General features: G+C 63.9%; 18 protein-coding genes. 8 read left to right on the forward strand and 10 right to left on the reverse strand.

Annotated elements, in window-relative coordinates:
- Positions 1–8: 8 nt before the first annotated feature.
- Positions 9–4,043 (reverse strand): DUF3683 domain-containing protein, encoded by a 4,035-nt coding sequence (locus D7S89_RS10280; protein WP_121277908.1) that lies wholly within the window; start codon positions 4,041–4,043, stop codon positions 9–11.
- Positions 4,044–4,079: 36 nt separating this feature from the next.
- Here D7S89_RS10280 and D7S89_RS27155 point away from each other — a divergent pair, with 36 nt between their 5' ends.
- The 3 genes from D7S89_RS27155 to queF are packed head-to-tail and all read left to right on the forward strand — an operon-like array spanning position 4,080 to position 6,931.
- Positions 4,080–4,496: a hypothetical protein gene (locus tag D7S89_RS27155; RefSeq protein ID WP_147426626.1), complete on the forward strand. Its 417-nt coding sequence runs from the start codon at positions 4,080–4,082 to the stop codon at positions 4,494–4,496.
- A gap of 51 nt (positions 4,497–4,547) precedes the next feature.
- Positions 4,548–6,077, forward strand: a complete 1,530-nt coding sequence (gene ilvA, locus D7S89_RS10285) for a threonine ammonia-lyase, biosynthetic (RefSeq protein ID WP_121277566.1) — start codon at positions 4,548–4,550, stop codon at positions 6,075–6,077.
- A gap of 26 nt (positions 6,078–6,103) precedes the next feature.
- Complete coding sequence (queF, locus tag D7S89_RS10290) at positions 6,104–6,931, forward strand: NADPH-dependent 7-cyano-7-deazaguanine reductase QueF (protein ID WP_121277567.1); 828 nt, start codon at positions 6,104–6,106, stop codon at positions 6,929–6,931.
- Positions 6,932–6,967: 36 nt separating this feature from the next.
- Here the strand turns inward: queF and D7S89_RS10295 are convergent, their stop codons facing one another.
- Positions 6,968–8,449, reverse strand: coding sequence for an N-acyl-D-amino-acid deacylase family protein (locus D7S89_RS10295; RefSeq protein WP_121277568.1), 1,482 nt, complete (start codon positions 8,447–8,449; stop codon positions 6,968–6,970).
- Between the two features lie 125 nt (positions 8,450–8,574).
- Between D7S89_RS10295 and D7S89_RS10300 the strand changes: the two genes are divergently transcribed.
- Positions 8,575–9,852: an amino acid deaminase gene (locus D7S89_RS10300; protein ID WP_121277909.1), complete on the forward strand. Its 1,278-nt coding sequence runs from the start codon at positions 8,575–8,577 to the stop codon at positions 9,850–9,852.
- A gap of 46 nt (positions 9,853–9,898) precedes the next feature.
- On the opposite strand, the gene D7S89_RS10305 is transcribed toward D7S89_RS10300, so the two are convergent.
- Both D7S89_RS10305 and D7S89_RS10310 read right to left on the reverse strand, forming a co-directional pair.
- A complete protein-coding gene (locus tag D7S89_RS10305; protein ID WP_121277569.1) occupies positions 9,899–10,369 on the reverse strand; it encodes a MarR family winged helix-turn-helix transcriptional regulator in 471 nt (156 codons plus the stop codon).
- Between the two features lie 12 nt (positions 10,370–10,381).
- The gene (locus D7S89_RS10310) at positions 10,382–11,977 is read right to left on the reverse strand and encodes an MFS transporter (protein ID WP_121277570.1); all 1,596 of its coding nucleotides are present in this window, start codon (positions 11,975–11,977) and stop codon (positions 10,382–10,384) included.
- 141 nt (positions 11,978–12,118) lie between these two features.
- Between D7S89_RS10310 and D7S89_RS10315 the strand changes: the two genes are divergently transcribed.
- Positions 12,119–12,958 carry an EcsC family protein gene (locus tag D7S89_RS10315; RefSeq protein ID WP_121277571.1) on the forward strand — a complete coding sequence of 280 codons (840 nt, stop codon included), beginning with the start codon at positions 12,119–12,121 and terminating at the stop codon, positions 12,956–12,958.
- Here the strand turns inward: D7S89_RS10315 and D7S89_RS10320 are convergent.
- The 3 genes from D7S89_RS10320 to D7S89_RS10330 form a co-directional block, all read right to left on the reverse strand.
- A complete protein-coding gene (locus tag D7S89_RS10320) occupies positions 12,928–13,887 on the reverse strand; it encodes an alpha/beta hydrolase (protein WP_121277572.1) in 960 nt (319 codons plus the stop codon). The genes D7S89_RS10315 and D7S89_RS10320 overlap by 31 nt on opposite strands.
- Before the next feature lie 172 nt (positions 13,888–14,059).
- On the reverse strand, positions 14,060–14,494 hold the full coding sequence (locus D7S89_RS10325; RefSeq protein ID WP_121277573.1) for a CHRD domain-containing protein: 435 nt from the start codon (positions 14,492–14,494) through the stop codon (positions 14,060–14,062).
- Between the two features lie 136 nt (positions 14,495–14,630).
- Entirely contained in the window at positions 14,631–15,023 is a 393-nt protein-coding gene (locus tag D7S89_RS10330; protein WP_121277574.1) for a surface-adhesin E family protein, read from the reverse strand.
- A gap of 291 nt (positions 15,024–15,314) precedes the next feature.
- Between D7S89_RS10330 and D7S89_RS10335 the strand changes: the two genes are divergently transcribed.
- Genes D7S89_RS10335 through D7S89_RS10345 form a run of 3 tightly spaced genes read left to right on the forward strand, consistent with a single transcriptional unit; the run spans position 15,315 to position 17,261 of the window.
- Positions 15,315–16,061 carry a GntR family transcriptional regulator gene (locus D7S89_RS10335; protein WP_121277575.1) on the forward strand — a complete coding sequence of 249 codons (747 nt, stop codon included), beginning with the start codon at positions 15,315–15,317 and terminating at the stop codon, positions 16,059–16,061.
- Positions 16,062–16,080: 19 nt separating this feature from the next.
- Positions 16,081–16,938 carry a sulfite exporter TauE/SafE family protein gene (locus D7S89_RS10340; RefSeq protein WP_121277576.1) on the forward strand — a complete coding sequence of 286 codons (858 nt, stop codon included), beginning with the start codon at positions 16,081–16,083 and terminating at the stop codon, positions 16,936–16,938.
- Positions 16,935–17,261, forward strand: a complete 327-nt coding sequence (locus D7S89_RS10345; RefSeq protein WP_183085145.1) for a DUF1634 domain-containing protein — start codon at positions 16,935–16,937, stop codon at positions 17,259–17,261. Before D7S89_RS10340 ends, D7S89_RS10345 begins: the two co-directional genes overlap by 4 nt.
- A gap of 71 nt (positions 17,262–17,332) precedes the next feature.
- Here the strand turns inward: D7S89_RS10345 and D7S89_RS28270 are convergent, their stop codons facing one another.
- The 3 genes from D7S89_RS28270 to D7S89_RS10360 form a co-directional block, all read right to left on the reverse strand.
- Positions 17,333–17,743 carry a lytic transglycosylase domain-containing protein gene (locus D7S89_RS28270; protein WP_425470771.1) on the reverse strand — a complete coding sequence of 137 codons (411 nt, stop codon included), beginning with the start codon at positions 17,741–17,743 and terminating at the stop codon, positions 17,333–17,335.
- 530 nt (positions 17,744–18,273) lie between these two features.
- Positions 18,274–19,218 (reverse strand): hypothetical protein, encoded by a 945-nt coding sequence (locus D7S89_RS10355; RefSeq protein WP_147426627.1) that lies wholly within the window; start codon positions 19,216–19,218, stop codon positions 18,274–18,276.
- A 179-nt stretch (positions 19,219–19,397) separates the two neighbouring features.
- Positions 19,398–21,092 (reverse strand): outer membrane protein assembly factor BamB family protein, encoded by a 1,695-nt coding sequence (locus D7S89_RS10360; RefSeq protein ID WP_183085146.1) that lies wholly within the window; start codon positions 21,090–21,092, stop codon positions 19,398–19,400.
- Positions 21,093–21,112: the final 20 nt, after the last annotated feature.

A 21,112-nucleotide genomic window follows, 5' to 3' on the forward strand; every position in this document is an offset into this window, starting at 1 on the left:
GAGCGCTATTAGACCAGCACGCGCTCGATCCCGCCATTGTTAGCGCGTTGCACGTAGTCGGCCATCCAGTTATCGCCGAGTACGTTCCGAGCGATTTCCACGACGATGTAATCGGCCTCGATGCCGGCATCCTCGTTATAGCGCGACAGCCCTTGCAGGCATGACGGGCAACTCGTGAGCACCTTGATCTCAGGACCGGCTTGCGCCCCGTTGCCGGACTGCGCAGCCGGCGCGCCATTGCCGGCCACGACCGGAATCGCGCGCAGCTTGGCCGCGCCTTTGCGGATTTCCTCTTCCTTGCGGAAGCGAACCTGCGTCGACACGTCCGGACGCGTGACGGCCAGCGTGCCCGATTCGCCGCAGCAGCGATCGTTCTTCTCGATCTTGTAGCCGTCCTGTTCCGAGCCCATCAGCTCGTTGACGAGCTTGACCGGGTCCATCGTCTTGATCGGCGTATGGCACGGATCGTGATACATGTACCGCATGCCCTTCACGCCATCGAGCTTGATGCCCTTCTCGAGCAGGAACTCGTGGATGTCGATGATGCGGCAACCCGGGAAGATCTTCTCGAATTCGTACCCGGCGAGCTGGTCGTAGCAGGTGCCGCACGACACGACGACGGTCTTGATGTCGAGGTAGTTCAGCGTATTGGCCACGCGGTGGAACAGCACGCGGTTGTCGGTGACGGTCTTCTCGGCCTTGTCGTACTGGCCCGCGCCGCGCTGCGGATACCCACAGCACAGGTAGCCCGGCGGCAACACGGTCTGTACGCCCGCTTCCCACAGCATCGCCTGCGTCGCTAGGCCCACCTGCGAGAACAGGCGCTCCGAGCCGCAGCCCGGGAAGTAGAACACCGCTTCCGAATCGACGGTCGTCGTCTTCGGGTTGCGGATGATCGGCACGATCTTGTTGTCTTCGATGTCGAGCAGCGCACGCGCCGTCTTCTTCGGCAGGTTGCCCGGCATCTTCTTGTTGACGAAGTGGATCACCTGCTCGACGACGGGCGGCCGGCCCGTGGTGGCCGGCGGATGCGCGGTCTGCTTCTTGGCGAAGTTCTTCAGCAGATCGTTGCCGAGGCGCTGCGCCTTGTAGCCGATGCCCATCATCGCGGTGCGCGCAAGGTTGATGGTCTGCGGATTGGTCGCGTTCAGGAAGAACATGCCCGCGGCCGCGCCGGCGTTGAACTTCTTCTTGCCCATCTTGCGCAGCAGGTTGCGCATGTTCATCGACACGTCGCCGAAGTCGATCTTCACCGGGCACGGCGTCGCGCACTTGTGGCAGACCGTGCAGTGATCGGCCACATCGTTGAACTCGTCCCAGTGCTTGATCGATACGCCGCGGCGCGTCTGCTCCTCGTACAGGAACGCCTCGATCAGCAGCGACGTCGCCAGGATCTTGTTGCGCGGGCTGTACAGGAGATTGGCGCGCGGCACGTGCGTCGCGCACACGGGCTTGCACTTGCCGCAGCGCAGGCAGTCCTTCACCGAATCGGCGATCGCGCCAATGTCGGACTGCTGCATGATCAGCGACTCGTAACCCATGAGCCCGAAGCTCGGCGTGTAGGCATTGCGCAGGTCGGCGCCGGGCAACAGCTTGCCCTTGTTGAAGCGGCCTTCCGGGTCGATGCGCTGCTTGTACGCGCGAAACTCGGCGATCTCGTCCTCGGTCAGGAACTCGAGCTTCGTGATGCCGATGCCGTGCTCTCCCGAGATCACGCCGTCGAGCGAGCGCGCGAGCTTCATGATGCGCTCGACCGCCTGGTGCGCGTCTTGCAGCATCTCGTAGTTGTCGGAGTTGACGGGGAGGTTCGTGTGCACGTTGCCGTCGCCCGCATGCATGTGCAGCGCGACGAACACTCGCCCACGCAGCACCTGCTTGTGGATCGCCTGCGCCTCGTCGAGGATCGGCTTGAACTCGCCGCCGTTGAAGATCTGCCGCAGTTCAGCCCGAATCTCCTGCTTCCACGACACGCGGATCGTACGGTCCTGCGTCACATGAAAGACGTTCGTCTGCGCTTGCGCGTCGACACGGTCCGCGAATTTCTCGGCCAGCGCCTCGTAGCCGAGCTGCACCAGGTAGTGCTGCGCTTCGCGCAGCGGCATGTCGAGCTTGTCGCGCAGGAACGTCCAGCGTTCGCGCACGCGCTTGATCAAATCGAGTGCCTGCTGCACGCGATCTTCGAGCAGTTCGGCGCTCGGGATTTCGTTCGCGTCGTCGGTCTTGCCGAGCGGCAGGTTGCCCGCCTTGAAGAACGCTTCGAGCGCATCGACGAGCTGCAGCTTGTTCTTGATCGACAGCTCGATGTTGATGCGTTCGATGCCGTCCGTGTACTCGCCCATGCGACCCAGCGGAATCACGACGTCTTCGTTGATCTTGAACGCGTTCGTGTGCTTGGCGATCGCGGCCGTGCGGCTGCGGTCGAGCCAGAAGCGCTTGCGCGCCTCGGCGCTCACGGCGACGAAGCCCTCGCCGCTCTTGCCGTTGGCCATGCGCACGACGTCGGAGGTGGCCGTCGCGACGGCATCGGCATCGTCGCCGACGATGTCGCCGATCAGCACCATCTTCGGGAATGCGTTGCGCTTGGACTTCGTCGCATAGCCGACTGCGCGCAGATAACGCTCGTCGAGGTGCTCCAGGCCCGCCAGAATCGCGCCGCCGCGCTTGGACGTCTCGAACAGGTAGTCCTTGATTTCGACGATGCTCGGAATCGCTTCGCGTGCCTGGCCGAAGAATTCGAGGCAGACCGTGCGAATGTGTGCGGGCATCTTGTGCAGCACCCAGCGCGCCGACGTGATGAGCCCGTCGCAACCTTCCTTCTGGACGCCGGGCAGGCCCGCGAGGAACTTGTCGGTCACGTCCTTGCCGAGGCCTTCCTTGCGGAAACGCCGGCCTTCGATCGCGAGCGTCTCGCTGCGCAGCAGCTTTTCGCCGGGTGCGTACTCGCCGTCGAACCACTTGAGCTCGAAGCGCGCCATGTCGACGTCGTGGATCTTCCCGAGGTTGTGCGCCAGGCGCGTGACCTCGAGCCAGTCGCCCTGAGGATCGACCATGCGCCACCAGGCGAGGTTGTCGAGCGCGGTGCCCCACAGCACCGCCTTCTTGCCGCCCGCGTTCATCGCGATGTTGCCGCCGATGCAGGACGCGTCGAGCGAGGTCGGATCGACTGCGAACACATAGCCCGCGGCTTCGGCCGCCTCGGTCACGCGGCGCGTGACGACGCCCGCGCCCGAGAAGACCGTCGGTACCTTGCGCGCGAGGCCGGGCAGCTCGACGAGCTCGACGGCGCCGAGCTGTTCGAGCTTCTCGGTGTTGATGACGGCCGAAAACGGCGTGAGCGGCACCGCGCCGCCCGTGTAGCCGGTGCCGCCGCCACGCGGAATCACGGTCAGGCCCAGCTCGAAGCATGCTTTGACGAGGCGCGCGATTTCGGCTTCGGTGTCCGGCGTCAACACGACGAACGGATATTCGACGCGCCAGTCGGTCGCATCGGTCACGTGCGAGACGCGCGACAAGCCGTCGAAGCGGATGTTGTCCTTCTGCGTGCAGCGGCCCAGCACCTTCATGGCGCGGCGGCGCAGGTCGGCACTCGCATCGAACTCGACAGCAAACGCCTCGACGGCGCGGCGGGCGGCGACCACGAGCATCTCGACACGCGCGGCGCGCTCCACCCCGGCCTCGTCCGCATGCTCGCTCAAATCGGCATGGCGGCGCTTCTCGATCTCGGCGAGCCGGTGATGCAACGCTTCGATCAGCAGCGTGCGGCGCTTCGGGTTGTCGAGCAGGTCGTCCTGCAGATACGGATTGCGGCGCACGACCCAGATGTCGCCGAGCACCTCGTACAGCATGCGTGCCGAACGGCCAGTGCGACGCTCGTTGCGCAGCTCGTCGAGCACTTTCCACGCCTCTTCGCCGAGCAGGCGGATCACGATCTCGCGGTCGGAGAACGACGTGTAGTTATACGGAATCTCGCGCAGACGCGGTTCAGGATCGGCGGCCAGGACAGCGGCGGCGCCATGCGGATCGAAAACTTGAGGTGCGTTCATGGTCGGACGGATCGATAGGCCCACCGCGCTTCCGTCATGACGGACGGCGCAGCCGGCAATGCGCGCCAGGCGCAAATTCAAAACTGGGCTGACGAAGGGCGAAGAGGCAACGCGAGCGCGATACCGTCCAGCCTTCGCGAATTAAAGGCAGAGGCTAAGGCAACCGCACGATCGCGCGTGGCGGACGTGCCGCTGCGCCGCGGGACACGCTCGTCGCGGCACAGGTGTCAAATGGGCGGTCCGAAGCTGCCAGCGCATTTACCGGTCCTGATTTTAAAAACGAATTCTACCGCACTATCCCACTATGCGTTGATGCGGGGTTTCAGCGAAATTTTGGGATGTCGGCGCGGCAATCGCGCATTTTTACACCCCCTGACGCGTGAAAATAACCGAACGGACGGTCAATCAGCCATCGAAGCGGGCCTGAAACGCGGCCGTTGGCGCTATCATTGACAGCTTCCAAGTTCCGCAACGTTTTCGCGCGATACGCTCGCGCGCTCTCCCATGTCTTCGTCGTCTCACGATTACCTGAAGAAAATCCTGACCGCGCGCGTCTACGACGTCGCCCGCGAAACGGAGCTCGAGCCCGCGCGCAATCTGTCGGCACGCCTGCGCAACCGCGTCTATCTGAAGCGCGAGGACAACCAGCCGGTCTTCTCGTTCAAGCTGCGCGGCGCCTACAACAAGATGGTGCACATCCCGGCCGACGCGCTTGCGCGCGGCGTGATCACAGCCTCGGCCGGCAACCACGCACAAGGGGTCGCCTACTCGGCTGCCCGGCTCGGCGTGAAGGCCGTCATCGTGGTGCCCATCACGACACCGCAGGTCAAAGTCGACGCGGTGCGCACGCACGGCGGCCCGACCGTCGAAGTGGTGCAGGCAGGCGAGTCGTACAGCGATGCCTATGCCCACGCGCTCGAATTGCAGCAGGCGCGCGCGCTCACGTTCGTGCACCCGTTCGACGATCCCTACGTGATCGCGGGCCAGGGCACGACGGCGATGGAAATCCTGAGCCAGCACCAGGCTCCGATTCACGCGATCTTTGTGCCGATCGGCGGCGGCGGGCTGGCGGCCGGCGTCGGCGCGTACGTGAAAGCCGTGCGCCCCGAGATCAAGGTGATCGGCGTGCAGACCGAAGACTCGTGCGCGATGGCGCAATCGCTGCAAGCCGGCGAACGCGTGACGCTGACCGAGGTGGGCCTGTTCTCCGACGGCACGGCCGTCAAGCTCGTCGGCGAGGAGACGTTCCGCCTGTGTCGCGCGTATCTCGACGACGTGCTCACCGTCAACACCGACGCGCTGTGCGCCGCGATCAAGGACGTGTTCCAGGACACGCGCAGCGTACTCGAGCCAGCCGGTGCGCTGGCCGTGGCCGGTGCGAAGCAGTACGCCGAGCGCAGCGGCGTCGAAAACGAAACGCTGATCGCGGTCACCTCGGGCGCGAACATGAACTTCGACCGCATGCGCTTCGTGGCCGAGCGGGCCGAGGTCGGCGAGGCGCGCGAAGCCGTGTTCGCCGTGACGATTCCCGAGGAGCGCGGCAGCTTCAAGCGCTTTTGCCAACTCGTGGGCGAGCGCAGCGTCACCGAATTCAACTACCGGATCGCCGATGCGAGCGCCGCGCACATTTTCGTCGGCGTGCAGATCAAGAGCCGCGGCGAATCGGCCGCGATCGCCCAGACGTTCGAGGCGCACGGCTTTCCGACCGTCGACCTGACCGGCGACGAGTTGTCGAAACAGCACATCCGCTACATGGTCGGGGGGCGCTCGCCGCTCGCGCACGACGAGCGGCTCTTCCGCTTCGAATTCCCCGAACGGCCCGGCGCGCTGATGAAGTTTCTCTCGTCGATGGCGCCGGAGTGGAACATCAGTCTCTTTCACTACCGCAACCAGGGCGCCGACTACAGCTCGATTCTGGTCGGCATTCAGGTGCCGGTGGCCGATAATGCTGACTTCGAGCGCTTTCTCTCGACGCTCGGCTACCCGCATTGGGACGAAAGCGACAACCCGGTCTACCGGCTCTTTCTGGCTTAACCGCCTTTTTGCCTACTTCGATTGCGATGAATCCCGAAGCTCATTCCCCGCTCGGCAAGGCGACCGCCTACAGCGAACAATACGATCCGAGCCTGCTGTTTCCGATCGCACGCAGCCATGCGCGCGAGGCGATCGGCCTCGGCGGGCAACTGCCGTTTTTCGGCACCGACATCTGGAACGCCTACGAGCTTTCGTGGCTCAACCCGCACGGCAAGCCGCAGATCGCCATCGCGACGTTCTACGTGCCGGCCGAGTCGCCCAATATCGTCGAATCGAAGTCGTTCAAGCTGTATCTGGGCTCGTTCACGCAGACGCGGATCGAATCGATCGACGCGCTGCGCGACATGCTCAAGCGCGATGTCTCGGCGGCCTGCGGCGCGAGCGTCTCGGTACGCCTGGCGACGCCGGCCGAATTCGCCACGCTCGAACTCGAAGAACTCGACGGGCTCTCGCTCGATCGACTCGATCTCGAAGCCGACGTCTATCATCCCGATCCGTCGCTGCTGAAGGCCGCGCTCGATGAAGCGCCCGTCGAGGAGACGCTGTTCTCGAACCTGCTCAAGTCGAACTGCCCGGTGACGGGACAACCCGATTGGGGCAGCGTGCAGATCCACTACGTCGGCCCGCAGATCGACCATGCGGGGCTGTTGCGCTACATCATCTCGTACCGCAGCCATACGGGCTTTCACGAGCAGTGCGTCGAGCGCATCTTCATCGACATCCTGCGCGAATGCCGGCCCGTCAAGCTCGCCGTCTATGCGCGCTACACGCGCCGCGGCGGGCTCGACATCAATCCGTTCCGCACCAACACCAACCTGCCGATGCCCGACAACGCGCGCACCGCGCGTCAGTAATATCGGCTCACGTCGGTCACGGGCACACGGCCGGGTTCAAAACGCGCCGTGCGCATCGCCGGCCGGCGCGGCCTCGCGGGCGAGGAAGCGGCCGGCGCGCGCGCCCGTCGACGCGCCGTCGCAATACGACAGCACGCCGTTGACCCACACCGCCTCGATGCCGTCGGCGGCCTGCTGCGGCGCTTCGAACGTAGCCGCATCACGCACGCGCGCCGGATCGAACAGCACGAGATCGGCGTGATAGCCGATGCGGATTTCGCCCCGCCCGACGAGGCCGAAGCGCCGTGCGGCAAGGCTCGTCATCTTGCGTACGGCTTCTTCGAGCGGGAACAACTGCTCATCGCGCGCATAGTGCCCGAGCACGCGCGCAAACGCGCCCCATAGCCGAGGATGCGGCCGCGGATCGTTGGGCAGGCCGTCCGAGCCGATCATCGTGGCCGGATGCGCGAGAATGCGGCGCACGTCGTCCTCCGACATGTTGTGATAGACGGCACCGGCGGGCCGCAACCGCTCGGCCGCTTCCTGCTGCGTGACACCCCATTGCGCCGCGATCGTCGACAGGTGCTGCCCCGCGACTTCGGGATGCGGCGTGGACCAGGTGATCGTGATCTCGACGTCACCGGTCACCTGCTTCAAATCGAGCGTCGTCGAACTCCGGTCGTACGGATAGCAGTCGCAGCCGATCGGCTGCAGCGTCCGCGCGCGGTCAAGCGATGCCAGCACTTCGGTGCTGCGCCCCCAATTGCGCGGCCCCGCGCACTTGAGGTGGGAGATCACGACGGGCACGCGCGCATGGCGGCCGATGCGGCAGGCTTCGTCGAACGCCTCGAGGATCGCGTCGAATTCGCTGCGCATGTGCGTCGTATAGAGCGCGCCCGCCAACGCGAGCGGTTCGGCCAGCGCCATCACTTCTTCCGTCGGCGCAGAGAACGCGGAGCGGTAGGCGAGCCCGGAGCTCAATCCCAGCGCACCATGCACAAGGGCCTCCTCGAGTTGCGCGCGCATCGCCGCGATTTCGTCGGCGCTGGCCGCACGGTCGAGCCGATCCATCTGATTGTTGCGCAGCGCCGTATGGCCTACGAGCGCCGCCACGTTGACGGCCGGCCGTGCCGCATTGACGGCGTCGACGTACGAGGCGAAGGTCGGATAGCGAAACGCGCCGCGCTCGCCGAGCAGCAGCATCGGGTCGGGCGGGTCGCTTCTCAAGGTGACCGGCGCCGCGCTGATGCCGCAATTGCCGACGATGACCGTCGTCACACCCTGCGAGATCTTGGGCAACATCTGCGGCGCCTGAATCACGTGCGTGTCGTCGTGCGTGTGGACGTCGACGAAGCCCGGCGCCAGCGCGCGCCCGGTGCCGTCGATCACGTCTTCGGCCAGCCAGTTCGACAAGTTGCCGATCGCCGCGATCCTGCCGTTGCGCAATGCTACATCGCGCTCAACCGGAGGCCCTCCTGTGCCGTCATACAGACAGGCTCCATAAATCAGCGTATCGGCGGCTTCGGGATGGGAATGCATGAGCGGCCTCCTTGGCTATGCCGAATGGCGTATTCGCTGCAAATCCTACCCGAGTTTCTGTACCATCAGGACGCGCATCGCCGATCAGCCCTCCCCGACGCCTATCAGGGATAGACCCTATGAATATGAAACTGGTTAGCTACCAGACCGCGACGATCGATCCCTATAGCAAGGGCCTGGGCGTCGTGCCGAGTGCAAGCGTACCGCTCGATCAGGCGGCCAATCTGGAATGGAACCTGTTGGCCGAAGACGTGAGCCTGCCGGCCGCCGTGCTCTACGCCGACCGCATGGAGCACAACCTCAATTGGATGCAGGCGTTCGTCGCCGAGTACGGCGTGAAGCTCGCGCCGCACGGCAAGACGACGATGGCGCCGCAATTGTTCCGGCGCCAGATCGATGCGGGCGCGTGGGGCATCACGCTCGCCACCGCGCACCAGTCGCGCGCGGCCTACCTGGGTGGCGTCGAGCGGGTGCTGATGGCCAACCAGCTCGTCGGCCGGCACAACATGACGATGGTCGCCGAAATGCTGACGGACTCGGAATTCGAGTTCTTCTGCCTCGTCGATTCGGTCGAGAACGTCGAGCAGCTCGGCACGTTCTTCGAAGCGGCCGGCAAATCGCTCCAGGTGCTGCTCGAGCTCGGCGTGCCGGGCGGACGCACGGGCGTGCGCAACGACAGCGAGCGCGATGAGGTGGTGGCCGCGATCGCGCGCTATCCGGGCACGCTGCGTCTGGCCGGCGTCGAGCTGTTCGAAGGCATCCTCAACGACGAAGCACAGGTGCGCGCGTTTCTACGGCGCACGGTCGAAACGATGCACACGCTGGCCGCGAGCGATCGCTTCGAACGCATGCCGGCGATCCTCACCGGGGCAGGCTCGGCCTGGTACGACGTGGTGGCGGAAGAGTTTGCCAAGGAATCGAAGAGCGGCCACGTCGAAGTCGTGCTGCGGCCCGGCTGCTACCTGACGCACGATGTCGGCATCTACAAGAAAGCGCAGGCCGACATCCTGGCGCGCAATCCAATCGCCAGGAAGATGGGTGAGGCACTGTTGCCGGCGCTGCAATTGTGGGCCTACGTGCAGTCGATTCCCGAACCCGACCGCGCGATCGTCGGCTTCGGCAAGCGCGATGCGGCATTCGACGCCGGCATGCCCGTGCCGGCACGCCACTATCGGCCGGGTAACAGCACGCCGCGCGAAGTGACGGCAAGCGACGGCTGGGAGGTGACGGGCTTGATGGATCAGCACGCGTTCATGCGCATCAAGCCCGGCGCCGATCTGAAGGTGGGCGACATGCTCTCGTTCGATATCTCGCATCCGTGCTTGACGTTCGACAAGTGGCGTCAGGTGCTGATCGTCGATCAGGCATACCGCGTCACCGAAGTCGTCGAGACGTTCTTCTGACCTTTCGGCCGGCTGAGCTTGCGGCCTTCGAAGGAAGCCGACGGCGCTAGCTCTCGTCGGTCAGCGGGGCGGCGACGCCGTCTGCGGTCGCCACGGCGACAATGCGCGCCTCCAGCTGCGCGAGCGCATCGGATAGTCCCGCCAACGCCTCGTCGGACAGCGACCCCATTGTCTCGCGCAGGAAGGCGTTGCGTCTGGGCAGACTCGCCGCCACGATCTCGGCGCCTTCCGGCGTGAGCCGCACGTTCGTGATGCGATTGTCACGCGTATCGGTGCTGCGCTCGACCCAGCCGATCGCCTCGAGCGCCTTCAGATAGCGGGTGAGCGCGCCGGGGTCCATGCGCAGACACTCGACGAGACGCTTTTGCGACCACTCGCCCTCCCCGGGCTCAGCCAGCGTGCGCAGGATTCGCCAACGCGGCATCGCGTGCCCGACGTGCGCCTCGAAGGCCGAGAGGAACGCGCGATAGGTCCGGCCAAATTGCTGAACGATGCCGACGTAGTATTGCTCTTCCATGATCTCTCCCGGTTACTCCGCAGAGACCGCCGGCTCGGCCGCCCGCTTGATTTTGATAGGTGGCACACGCCGACATTGCCAGATCGACACGACGGCGACGACCATCGCCACGGCAATACCGGCATGGATCGAGCCGACGAGCGTCTCGCGCGCCGTTTCGAGCAGCAGTGCGCCGTTATGGCCCGCGTGCACGAGCTGATCGATCAGCGTGCGCTGCGCCTCCCGGTTGACGAGGATCTGCGGATCGCGCATCTGCGCCAGCCATTGCAACGCGCCGTCGGCATCGAGCGCATGGCGCACGCCGCTCGCGTACATGCGCGTGACGAGCGTACCCGTCATCGCCGCGCCGAACATGCCGCCGATCATCCGTAGCGATTGCAGCAACGCGGTCGCGATGCCCAGATGCTCGCGCCCGGCCGTCTGCTGGGCGAACACGGTCAGGTTCGGCAGCACGAACCCCAGGCCGAGCCCGCCGAACATCATGAATCCCATCAGCATGGCGTGCGGTGTCAATCGCGTTGACAAGATGATGCCGAGGCACGACGTTGCCAACAGCCCGAAGCCCACGAACATCATCGCGTTCGGATTCGGAATGCGCGTAATGAGACGTCCGTTGACGATGCTGCCGATCGTAATGAACACGACGAGCGGCGTCACGACGAGACCCGCATCCTTCGGCGCAAGTCCGAAGCCGCCTTGCAGCAGCAGCGGCGCGTAGAAGATGAGCGAAAACATCGCGAAGCCACCGAGCACCGACAGCCGGAACAGCGCGGCGAGACTACGGTTGCGAAACATGTCGAGTGGCAGGATCGGCTGTGCGCAGCGGTGCTCCCATTTGACGAGCGCGAACGCCGAGACGGCGCTCACCGCGAGCAGCGCGATGACACGCGGCGCGAAGCCGTGCTGCGCGACCCATTCGACGAACAGCTGCAACGACCCGAGCGTCAGCGCGATCAACAGCGCACCGGGCCAGTCGAGCCGCATGGCGCCGCGCAGCTCGATGTGGCGGATATGCGGCAGATAGCGAAACACGAACACGAGCGAGAGCAGCCCCACCGGCAAGTTCACGTAGAACACGGAACGCCAGCCGTAATACTGCGTGAGGAAACCGCCCAACGACGGCCCCACCGCATTGGCGATGCCGAACGCCGTGCTCATCATCACTTGCCAGCGCAGTCGCACGACCGAGTCGGGGAACAGATCGGGAATCGACGCGAACGCCGTGCCGACCAGCATGCCGCCACCGATCCCTTGCAAGCCACGCGCGAGCACGAGGAACAGCATGCTGTTGGCGGCGCCGCACAGTACCGAGGCGCCCGTGAACAGCGCGATCGACACGATCACGAACGGCTTGCGGCCGAAATAGTCACCGAGCCGGCCGAAGATCGGCACGGTGATGATCGACGTGAGCAGATAGGATGTAGCGACCCAGGCATAGAGCTCGAAGCCGCGCAGTTCGGCGACGATGGTCGGCAGCGCCGTGCCGACGACAGTCTGATCGAGCGCAACGAGCATCGTGACGAACGAGAGGCCGAGCATCGCGAGCAGCGATTCCCGGAAAGGCAGAACCTGCCCTCGCGAATGGTGGGCAGCGGTATGGACGGCCATTTTTTGCTCGCTCAATCGTTGAGTCGTCAAATAACTTGAGATGATAGCATGCATACAGCATGGCCTACTCGGCGGCGGCGTTGTCCGCTACCCGCCCGCGTCTCGGCCACGCCCGCCGACCGATGGAGGAACATTGCCCGCATGGAGCCCATTCCGTTTCCCGTTTCGTCGCTGGAGGCGGACGATCTCGCCGCGCTCGGCCAAGCCAAGCGCGCGCTCGAGACCGAACCGCTCGCCATGAAGCTTGCCGCCGCAGTCGGCACGCCGATCGAGCGACTCATTGCGCGGTTGCCGGCTAGCGCACAAGAGGCGGTCACCGACGCGACACGGCGCGCGCTCGAGAAATGTCTGCAGGTGGCCTCGAGTACGCTCGGCACGCGCGGAACGAACGGCGTCGCGTCGACCGGCGCGCGCGACCGTCTGCATAAGCTTGCCGTCGCGACGACGGGTGCGGCCGGAGGCGCGTTCGGCCTGATCGCCCTGCCCGCCGAGCTGCCGCTGACGACGACGCTGATGTTCCGCTCGATTCTCGACATCGCGCGCAGCGAGGGGGAGAACCTGGGCAGCATCGAGACGCGGCTGCAATGCCTGTCTGTATTCGGCCTGGGCGGAGGCAGCGCCAGCCGCGACGAAGAAGCCGATTTCGGCTACTTCGTGGTGCGGGCCGCGCTCGCGCAGTCGGTGTCGAAGGCATCCTCGGACCTGGCGGCGAAGGGCCTCATGTCGCACGCTTCGCCCGCGTTGATGCGCCTGCTCAATGCAATTGCCGCGCGCTTTTCGGTGCAGGTCAGCGAACAGGTGGCGGCCAAGTCGATCCCGGCCATCGGCGCAGTGCTGGGTGCGCTCGCGAACACGGTCTTCATCGATCACTTCCAGCACACCGCGCACGGCCACTTCACCGTGCGCCGGCTCGAGCGCCGCTACGGCACCGACGCGGTGCGCGCGGCGTATCAAACGATCGAGCCCGCCCCTAATGGTTGAATGACGCGCGCCTGCGCGTGCTGTTCGACGAACATGCTGGCGCGGTCCAGCGCACGGCACGCCTCGGGGACGAACGGCGCGAACAGCGGCCAGGCGTGCGGCACCTTCGGCCACGCTTCGAACTCGACGTCGACCTCGGCCGCGCGGGCCTTTTCGGCTACCCGTCGAGCGTCGTCGAGCAGGACTTCGGTGCTTGCGGCGAGGATCAGCAGCGGTGGCAAACCCGAAAGGTCCGCATAGAGCGGCGACAGGTGAGGATGGCGCGGATCGCTGTCGCCGACATAGAGCTTGGCGGCCCGGCCGATCGACGCGCCGCAGAACATCGGATCGACGCCGTCGTTCGTGATGAGCGTGGCGCCCGTCGCGGCCAGATCCGTCCACGGAGAAAACAGCACGGCGGCCGCAGGCAGCGGCTCGCCCGCATCGCGCAGCGCGACGAGCAGCGCGAGGGCAAGCCCACCACCGGCCGAATCACCCGCCACGACCAGCGACTCGGGCGGCGTGCCGTCCGCAAGCAACTGGCGATAGGCCGCGAGCGCATCGTCGAGCGCGGCCGGAAACGGGTGCTCGGGTGCGAGCCGGTAATCGAGCGAGAAGGTGCGTGCGCCGGTCCGCGCGGCGAGCCCGAACGTGAGCGAGCGATGCGAGCCTGGCGAACAGAAGTAGTAGCCGCCGCCGTGGCAGTACAGCAGCGTACGTATGGGCGTGCCAGGCACCGCGTCGGCGCGGCGCTCGAGCCATTCGCCACGCAGCGGCGCATCACCGTCCTCATAGCGCTCGACGAGTTGCCAGCCGGAGGGCACCTTCGGCGACCATACGCGCGCCGCCGCATGCGCACGCGCACGTTCGACGTTCACGTAAGGCTTGCGCGTCTCGGGACGAAACTGCCGCTTGAGGAACCAGCAAACGACGGTGCTTTGCCAACTCATCGCCCTGCCCTCCCGAAACCGAAACGTTCGTTGCCGCTCCCGCTAAGCGGATGCTGGCGCCCCTCGATCGGCACGATGCGCAACGAAGAGGAGCGGCCTCGCGTGCCGTGCTTGCGCGATGGGTGCTCGGCACGGCACTGCAAAGCCTGCGCCACTACTGCATGCGAGGCGATCAGTTCTTCGGCATCAGCTGGCCGCGAATCTCACCCGTGGGATTCTTCGCCGTATGCACATTGAAGTACCACTTGCCGCTGCTCAGATCCGCGACTTGCTGATCGGTCAGCGTGGCCATGCCCTTGATCGGGCTCCCAAGCTCGTTGGCGTCGATCGTGATCACAGGCTTCGCATTCACGCCGACGGGTGCCGGGCCATGAAAATGCGCCATCGTCGCCGGTCCGCTCAGCTTGTCGTAGGTGATGGTCCACATCAGCATCTTCGAATCGGTATCGAACGTTGCATCGACGTTGCCCGTCGCGTGCGACGTGTTCGGCGGCACTTCGGCCGACGACGTGAGCTGTGCAGAATAGGTCACCGGCTTGGCCACTGCCACGCCCGCCGCCATCGCCAACATCAGTACCGCCACATTCAGCTTTCGAATTGCACGCATCTTGTTCTCCTGTGGGTAGGCGCCGCCGACGCGCTCTCGATGCGCGCCCCATTAGCGACCGAAACACTATAGAGCAAGTCGTGGAGCCACGCGTGCGAGATGCCGACTCAGGGGTTGGGAAAATAACGAGGTGCGATTAGCAGACTTTGCGGAACATCGCATCGACGACGGTGCCCGGGCCGATCGCCGTCCACCTCGAATCGTTCGCACGCAGCGAGCCGGCAGCCGCACCTTCGGGCGCGAGGTAGTGCGTGTCGACGATGCGCCAGCGCTTTTTTCTGCAGTCCATTTGGTAGCGCGTCAGCGAGACGGCAACGGGAGCGGTCGCACCGGGCAGCGTGGCCGGCGTCTTCCAGGTCGTCTTGGCCAGATATTCGACGTAGCCTTCGGAGTCCGTAGTAATGCTGTCGACGTCCACGGCATACGCGAGATCGCTCTCGGCAGCCAGGTTGGTCCATTGAGTGGCCTGTGCATAGGCCATCGCGGTGAACGGCAAGGTAACGATCAGCAATCGACGGAGCAATTTCATTTCTGGTTCCTAATATTCGAAATGGCCCAACCACGTCGATGTACTTTTTATCTTGTTGTTTTTGTTATTTTTCCCGCAGCGTGCTCGGAATTCTATCAGAGCAGCCCGTGATCAAGCCTAGGGAATTGCGTCGAGATTTGTAGAACCTGTTCACGATCTTCTGGGCATCATTGCCAAGTAAGCCAAATGAACGAACGGCGAAGCGCGGCGATACCAGGACATCAGCAGCACGATCAGCGGGAGCGTTGCCGCCACTTGACACCACAGACATCATGACGTCATGATGTCTGCATGAGTGCGAATCATGACAGCCAACTTCCCCTTTACGCGCAGGTGGAAGCCGCCCTGACGGCCAGTATTGCCGACGGGACTTACCCTCCGGGAGCGCAACTGCCCAATGAAGCCAGCTTGCTGGCAACCTTTGGGATCAGTCGGACAACCCTTCAGAAGGCCGTACAGAATTTGATCGCCCGAGGGTTGATCGAAATCCGCCGCGGCAAGGGCACATTCGTATCTCAACCACGCCTTACGCAAGAACTCACTGAACTGAGCGGCTTTGTCGAGGACATGCGTTTGCACGGCCGCCATCCGACAGCGCGGCTGGTCGGCAAGCGAATTGAAGACGCGAGCGATCTCGTCGCTCACAAGCTCTCGCTCGAGGCTGGTGCGTCGGTGGTCCACATTCAGCGCATACGCATCGCTGACGGGACACCGCTATCGTTCGACGAGACATGGCTGCCGAAGGACATCGGCGAGAAGATCCTCGAGAATGATCTGGAGGTCGAGCCGATCTTTTCGTTGCTCGAACAAAAGTACGATGTGCCACTCAGGGAGGCCGAGTACAAACTCGAAGCGATCGCTGCGAATAAGACTGTCGCACGAGCCCTTGAGATCAAGGTGGGTAGCCCGATTTTTCTCATCGAACGCACGTCTTACAGCGAGCGGGGCCGTCCTGTCGATTACGAAAAACTGCACTACCGCGGCGACCAGATCCAGTTCGTCACCCATCTCACCCGGCGCAAGCCGCATGGCCGGTAGCGCGGGTTGGGCTTCTTCAATGGATACAGGTTACATACTCTGGCTGTTTGCCGTGTCGTTAGGGGCTAGCGCGCTAGGCGGAATGCTCGGCATGGCGAGCGGTATTTTCATCGTGCCCATCCTGACCGTGTTCGGTCACCTCGACATTCATATCGCAGTGGGTGCCAGCATCGTTTCGGTGATCGCATGTTCCTGTGGCAGTGCCGCACCGTTTCTTCGTGGTCGATTGACCAACGTCCGGCTTGCGATTGTTCTGGAAACCGCCACGACGCTGGGTGCATTATCCGGCGTGATGATGAGCGGTCTCATTCCGGTACCCGTGCTCTACTTCATTTTTGCCGTGATCCTCATGCTGTCGGCACAGCAGATGCTGGCGAGGCGTTCCGATCCTGTCGCCGCCACCGCGAGCATCGATCCGCGGAGTGCCTGGTTATGCCTGGATTCTCGCTACCCGGATCATGCGCTCGGACGCGAGATCGAATATCGCGTGCATCGCATCGGGCTCGGCATGTCCTTGATGTACTGCGCCGGACTGATTTCGGCGTTACTCGGCATCGGTAGCGGCGTCCTCAAGATCCCGGCAATGGATACGGCACTGCGCCTGCCGATCAAGGTTTCCTCAGCAACGTCGAATTTCATGATCGGTGTGACTGCGGCAGCCAGCGCCGGCGCCTACTTCGCGCGCGGTGAAATCGTGACCGCCATCGCTGCGCCCGTGGCGCTGGGATCGGTCGTGGGCGCGATAATCGGGGCCCGCGTCCTCATGCGGGTAGCGAGCGACAAACTGCGTGTGCTTTTCGTCGTCGTGCTCGCAGTCCTCGTGGTACAAATGCTTCTCGAAGCATGGGGTGTCCGCCTTTTCGGAGCTTCCGCATGAGCCCCCTCGCAGCCAAGGCGTCAGGGCTCGAACGGCGGCTGGCCGGGCTTCTACACTACGGCACGTGGCTCGCCGCCAGTACGGTCGCCGCGGGCCTCGCGATGGCGCTGCTCGGCCCCTGGGCTCGCAACTGGCGCGCCATGACGGCGGTCATCGGCGCCCATGTCATGACTGCAGGTGTTGCGCTCTTCATCCTCCTCCCGGTCATGCGCCTGATATTGATGCTGAGCGTTTTCCTGCATCAACGCGACTATCGTTTCAGCGCGATTACCGGACTGGTGTTGATGATCGTGGTCGTCGGATCGATGATCGGCGCAGCGTGAGTTGCGCCATGCCTTGCTGTCGGCCAACGACGTAAGCGTTGCCCCTCAGCGCAACACCAAAGACTCCGCACTCAATGCGCGCCGCTCGCGTCGCTGGCTGGCATGTCGACTTCGAAGTCCTTCGTGCGCAAGTTGACTTTGCGTGCATAGGCCGCGGAACCGCCGTAGCTCTTCAATGCCGCAGATACATCACCGCGCGCGGATTCGAGGTAGCCGTGCAGGATGGCCGAGCCGGCTTCGATGTTGGCGTTCGGCTCGGTCAGGTCGATGTTCTTGACGAGCCGGCGATGCGCAGCCGGCACCACTTGCATGAGCCCGGTCGCGCCATGCGAGCCATGCGCCTTTTCCTTGAAGCGCGACTCGATCGAAATGATTGCGAGCACGAGTGCGGGTGGCAGCGAGTACTTCGACGCCGACGTCATGACGGCCGAGGTGATTTGCTCGGCCTTCTCGCGCGCGAGACCGAACTTGTGCGTGAGCATGTCGGTGATGCGGTGGATCTGGCCGGGAGGGTTCGATGATCCGTCGGTGAGTACGGCGGATGCGGAAGACGCGGCCGACGCGGCGTCTGGTGTCGCCGCAGAGGTCGTCGATGCGTGCGATGCAGCTATCGCGCTGGCGGCCTGCGAAGTTGGCAATGCAAGTGATGCTGCCGAGACGTTAGTCTCGCTCGTAGGCACTGCCGCGCGCGTTGGAGCGGATTCCTGTGCAACAGCCGGCGCAAGAACGCCGAGCGATACGAGCAAGATGCAGAAGAATCGACTCATCAGGGCGGGATCACTCTGGAAAGGGTCGCATTATACCGGGCCCCCTTCGGCCGCTTCTCAATTCGTCATTCGATTCAAGACGAGCACGCAGTCCGTCGAGTGCGGGTGACGCGGTAGCGTCGAGCCCGGGAGCCGATCTTGATGCGCCTGCGGCTTGCGCTCCCGCTCCATCTCGTCAATGGGAGTGCCAGCGCGAGGATATGCCTCATTTCGCCGATGAAACGTCGGGCCGCATATCGCGCGACTCATCCTCTGCGCTGCAACTCGGCGTCTAGCTGCCGCACGTCCTCGAGCGTCTGGACTTTGTCGATGCGGGAAAGCATCTGATCCTTCAAGCGCTCGGTGCTCGAAAGTACGGCCCCCGACCTGGCGAGTTCCGCCAAGACACGTTTTGCCGCCGCCTCGAGCGTCAAGCCGCTGTGCCGGGCCTGATCCTCGAGGAGGTCGACACCGGCTGGAGCCTCGCCTGACGGGGCCAGCACCCAGTGCGCGATTTGCGCCTTGAATTTCAGCACTTCCGTGTGGGCGAGATAGCCGGCGTCGATCTCCGTACGTTGCCGGTTGATTTCCTCCCGTAGCTGAGCTTTGAGCCGTGCGATCTCGTGAACCAGATGATGTTCGGACAGACGCGCCGTCGGATCGCTTGGCTCCGTGTTGTCGGGCACGAATCGGAACTGGCGCGCGAGTTCTGGATAGACCTCCTGAACCAGGACCGCCCGCAACCACAGGAGGTCGCCATCCGATTTCGCCTGCGCGATCAGCAAGGCAAAACGCTCGCGAACACGCTCGGTCGCGATCAGCACCTCGTTCGTTTGCTCGGCACGCTTGCAGATGAGCTCAGCCGTATCCTTCAGGGATGCATTGCGCGACACGGCGACGGCTTGCAGAGCGGAGTAGGTACGATCCTGCGCAGATCCTGCAGGTCCACTCGCATTCAGGTAGGCGCGTGCGTCTTCCAGTTTGAGCCTGCGTAGTTCATCACCGAGCAGCGCTTCCGAGACATAGGGCTTGCGCAGCTCGTTCACCTTGTCGACCAGAACCCGCATCAGCGCGCGACGATTGTGTTCCAAAAGACGGACCGCATGAGGCGCGCGAACGTCCGCGGGCGCTTCGGTAAAGCGATTTCCGTCGAAGCGCCAGCCCCAGCAATTTCGAAGCGTCATCGTTTCGGGTAGAGCGCCGACATACATGCTTGCGAAATGCCAGTCTTCCTGAGCCGGAGGGACGTATTCCGGATCATCCGTGAAATAGACGACGCGATTCGACTTGACTTGCGTCAGCACGGTATAGCGTGTCGGTGTCGACTCTACGGCGCCGGACGCTTCGTCGCCGGGGACGGTCGGGGCAACGTTTTGCTGCATCGAATTCTTCATCTTGAATGTTGATAAAAAGGCGAAACCCTGAAGACCTTCAAGCCTTCGTCGTTGCTGGCGGCGGCAAACAAGTCATTCGAAAGTGCCGGAGGTTGTCGGTATTGCCCGCCAATCAAGCCCTCCCAGACCTTGATCTCCCTTTCCGCGTCGAACACCGCGATTTCCCCGCCCTGTGACAAGACGACCAGATAGCGTCCGTACTCCACCGGGCAGCCGCAACCTGGCGCCCTCAGACGGCTCAGCCATCGCAGTTCGCCGGTGGCGAGATCGAATGCCATAAGGTGCCAACGTCCGTCCAGCACGTAGACGCATTCAGCCTTGACCAGCAGAAATTGATGCGCGAGCGGGTTGCCATACTGCCGGTGCCAAACCGCTTCCCCCGTGAGGACGTCGACGCAGACCAACGTGCCGTCTTCCGTCGCCCAGTAGGCTCGTCCACGCGCAACTGCCGGCTGCCCGCGCACGAGGCCCGAGCTTGGCACCTTCCACCGCAGCGTGCCCATGGTTGCATCGACGCAGCACACTGTTCCGTCGTTGCAAGCGGCAATCAGGGCGTTGTGCGCGGGATCGTGCGCGACGGTAGCCGGCGGCCAATAGTCATGGCGGTACACCCAAAGCAGACGCCCGGTTTCCCAATCGAGCGCTTGGAGATGTCCGCATGGCTTGCCGCCGTTCCATTGCTCGGTGTTGACGAACAGACGCTTGTGCCCGAGGTCGAGCGTGGGCGTCGCGTGAATGCTTGAGCCTTGGCGCCAACGCCATCGTACGCGTCCATCTGCAGCATCGAGTCGGGTGACCGTGCCGTCGTAGCACCCCACCACGAGACTTCCGTGCGCGTACTGAAGGCGCTGGACAATGCCTTTCAGCGGGCGCTGGACACTGTCATAGCGCCAGACGATATCGCCGGTTCCGGCGTCGTGGCACCACACGCGGCTCGAATCGTCGGCAACGAATACCGCGCCCCCGGCAATGGCAGGCGTACTTTTGTAAAGGTACTCTGCGTTGCTATTGAGGTCCAAACGATGCCAAAGCGGTGCCTCGACGAAAGGCGGGTAGTCACCCTTCATCGTCGGGGGCCGCGCGTCGAAACAATCGCGCGACAGACCGATGTCGTGTCGCTTGAACAGCGCCATGACAGGGAAGCGACTGACGGACAATTGCCGGGAGCCGAGTGGTTGCCACATATCGAACAGCACACCGGCTGCCCGGATGTCCAGTACGTGACCGTCAGCGGCAAGCGCCGTATCGATCAGTTGAACAGCCGAGCCCGACTCCATGTAGTCGTCGACGATCACGGCGCGGCTGCCGTCCGGCTGACGCCGTCCTTCCACCCACCGCTTTCTGTTGTGCCCCTTTCGGTTGTCCCGCACCATCAATGTTTGCAGCACACACCCATCTGCGAGTGCCGCCATCGCCGTGGAACAGAGCAGCGGCGCCGCCCCGAGGCCGGGGCCGATCAGCACTTGCGGCTCGAAACGCTTGATGGCTTCCCACATCAGGCGCCCGGCCATCTGCATGTAGCGGGCGTCGCTCAACAGCTCACGAAAATCGAACCTGAGATCCGTCGTGAAGTGAATGGCTCTTGTGTAAATCTGACGCCGTAACGTTTCCCATTCGCTCGATACACGAATAGCTGCGAGCGCATCGGCGTGAGCCGGGACGCCGAGCAGGGTGTTCGACGCTTCCGTCATCGTGTTTCCCTTCTGAGCCT

It is taken from the genome of Trinickia fusca (assembly GCF_003628145.1).
Taxonomy (GTDB): domain Bacteria; phylum Pseudomonadota; class Gammaproteobacteria; order Burkholderiales; family Burkholderiaceae; genus Trinickia; species Trinickia fusca.

Excerpts from the sequence above, each read along its gene's own strand:
- D7S89_RS10280 (WP_121277908.1), bottom strand. The coding sequence starts at position 4,043 with ATGAACGCACCTCAAGTTTTCGATCCGCATGGCGCCGCCGCTGTCCTG.
- D7S89_RS27155 (WP_147426626.1), top strand. The coding sequence starts at position 4,080 with ATGACGGACGGCGCAGCCGGCAATGCGCGCCAGGCGCAAATTCAAAAC.
- ilvA (WP_121277566.1), top strand. The coding sequence starts at position 4,548 with ATGTCTTCGTCGTCTCACGATTACCTGAAGAAAATCCTGACCGCGCGC.
- queF (WP_121277567.1), top strand. The coding sequence starts at position 6,104 with ATGAATCCCGAAGCTCATTCCCCGCTCGGCAAGGCGACCGCCTACAGC.
- D7S89_RS10295 (WP_121277568.1), bottom strand. The coding sequence starts at position 8,449 with ATGCATTCCCATCCCGAAGCCGCCGATACGCTGATTTATGGAGCCTGT.
- D7S89_RS10300 (WP_121277909.1), top strand. The coding sequence starts at position 8,575 with ATGAAACTGGTTAGCTACCAGACCGCGACGATCGATCCCTATAGCAAG.
- D7S89_RS10305 (WP_121277569.1), bottom strand. The coding sequence starts at position 10,369 with ATGGAAGAGCAATACTACGTCGGCATCGTTCAGCAATTTGGCCGGACC.
- D7S89_RS10310 (WP_121277570.1), bottom strand. The coding sequence starts at position 11,977 with ATGGCCGTCCATACCGCTGCCCACCATTCGCGAGGGCAGGTTCTGCCT.
- D7S89_RS10315 (WP_121277571.1), top strand. The coding sequence starts at position 12,119 with ATGGAGCCCATTCCGTTTCCCGTTTCGTCGCTGGAGGCGGACGATCTC.
- D7S89_RS10320 (WP_121277572.1), bottom strand. The coding sequence starts at position 13,887 with ATGAGTTGGCAAAGCACCGTCGTTTGCTGGTTCCTCAAGCGGCAGTTT.
- D7S89_RS10325 (WP_121277573.1), bottom strand. The coding sequence starts at position 14,494 with ATGCGTGCAATTCGAAAGCTGAATGTGGCGGTACTGATGTTGGCGATG.
- D7S89_RS10330 (WP_121277574.1), bottom strand. The coding sequence starts at position 15,023 with ATGAAATTGCTCCGTCGATTGCTGATCGTTACCTTGCCGTTCACCGCG.
- D7S89_RS10335 (WP_121277575.1), top strand. The coding sequence starts at position 15,315 with ATGAGTGCGAATCATGACAGCCAACTTCCCCTTTACGCGCAGGTGGAA.
- D7S89_RS10340 (WP_121277576.1), top strand. The coding sequence starts at position 16,081 with ATGGATACAGGTTACATACTCTGGCTGTTTGCCGTGTCGTTAGGGGCT.
- D7S89_RS10345 (WP_183085145.1), top strand. The coding sequence starts at position 16,935 with ATGAGCCCCCTCGCAGCCAAGGCGTCAGGGCTCGAACGGCGGCTGGCC.
- D7S89_RS28270 (WP_425470771.1), bottom strand. The coding sequence starts at position 17,743 with ATGCTCACGCACAAGTTCGGTCTCGCGCGCGAGAAGGCCGAGCAAATC.
- D7S89_RS10355 (WP_147426627.1), bottom strand. The coding sequence starts at position 19,218 with ATGTATGTCGGCGCTCTACCCGAAACGATGACGCTTCGAAATTGCTGG.
- D7S89_RS10360 (WP_183085146.1), bottom strand. The coding sequence starts at position 21,092 with ATGACGGAAGCGTCGAACACCCTGCTCGGCGTCCCGGCTCACGCCGAT.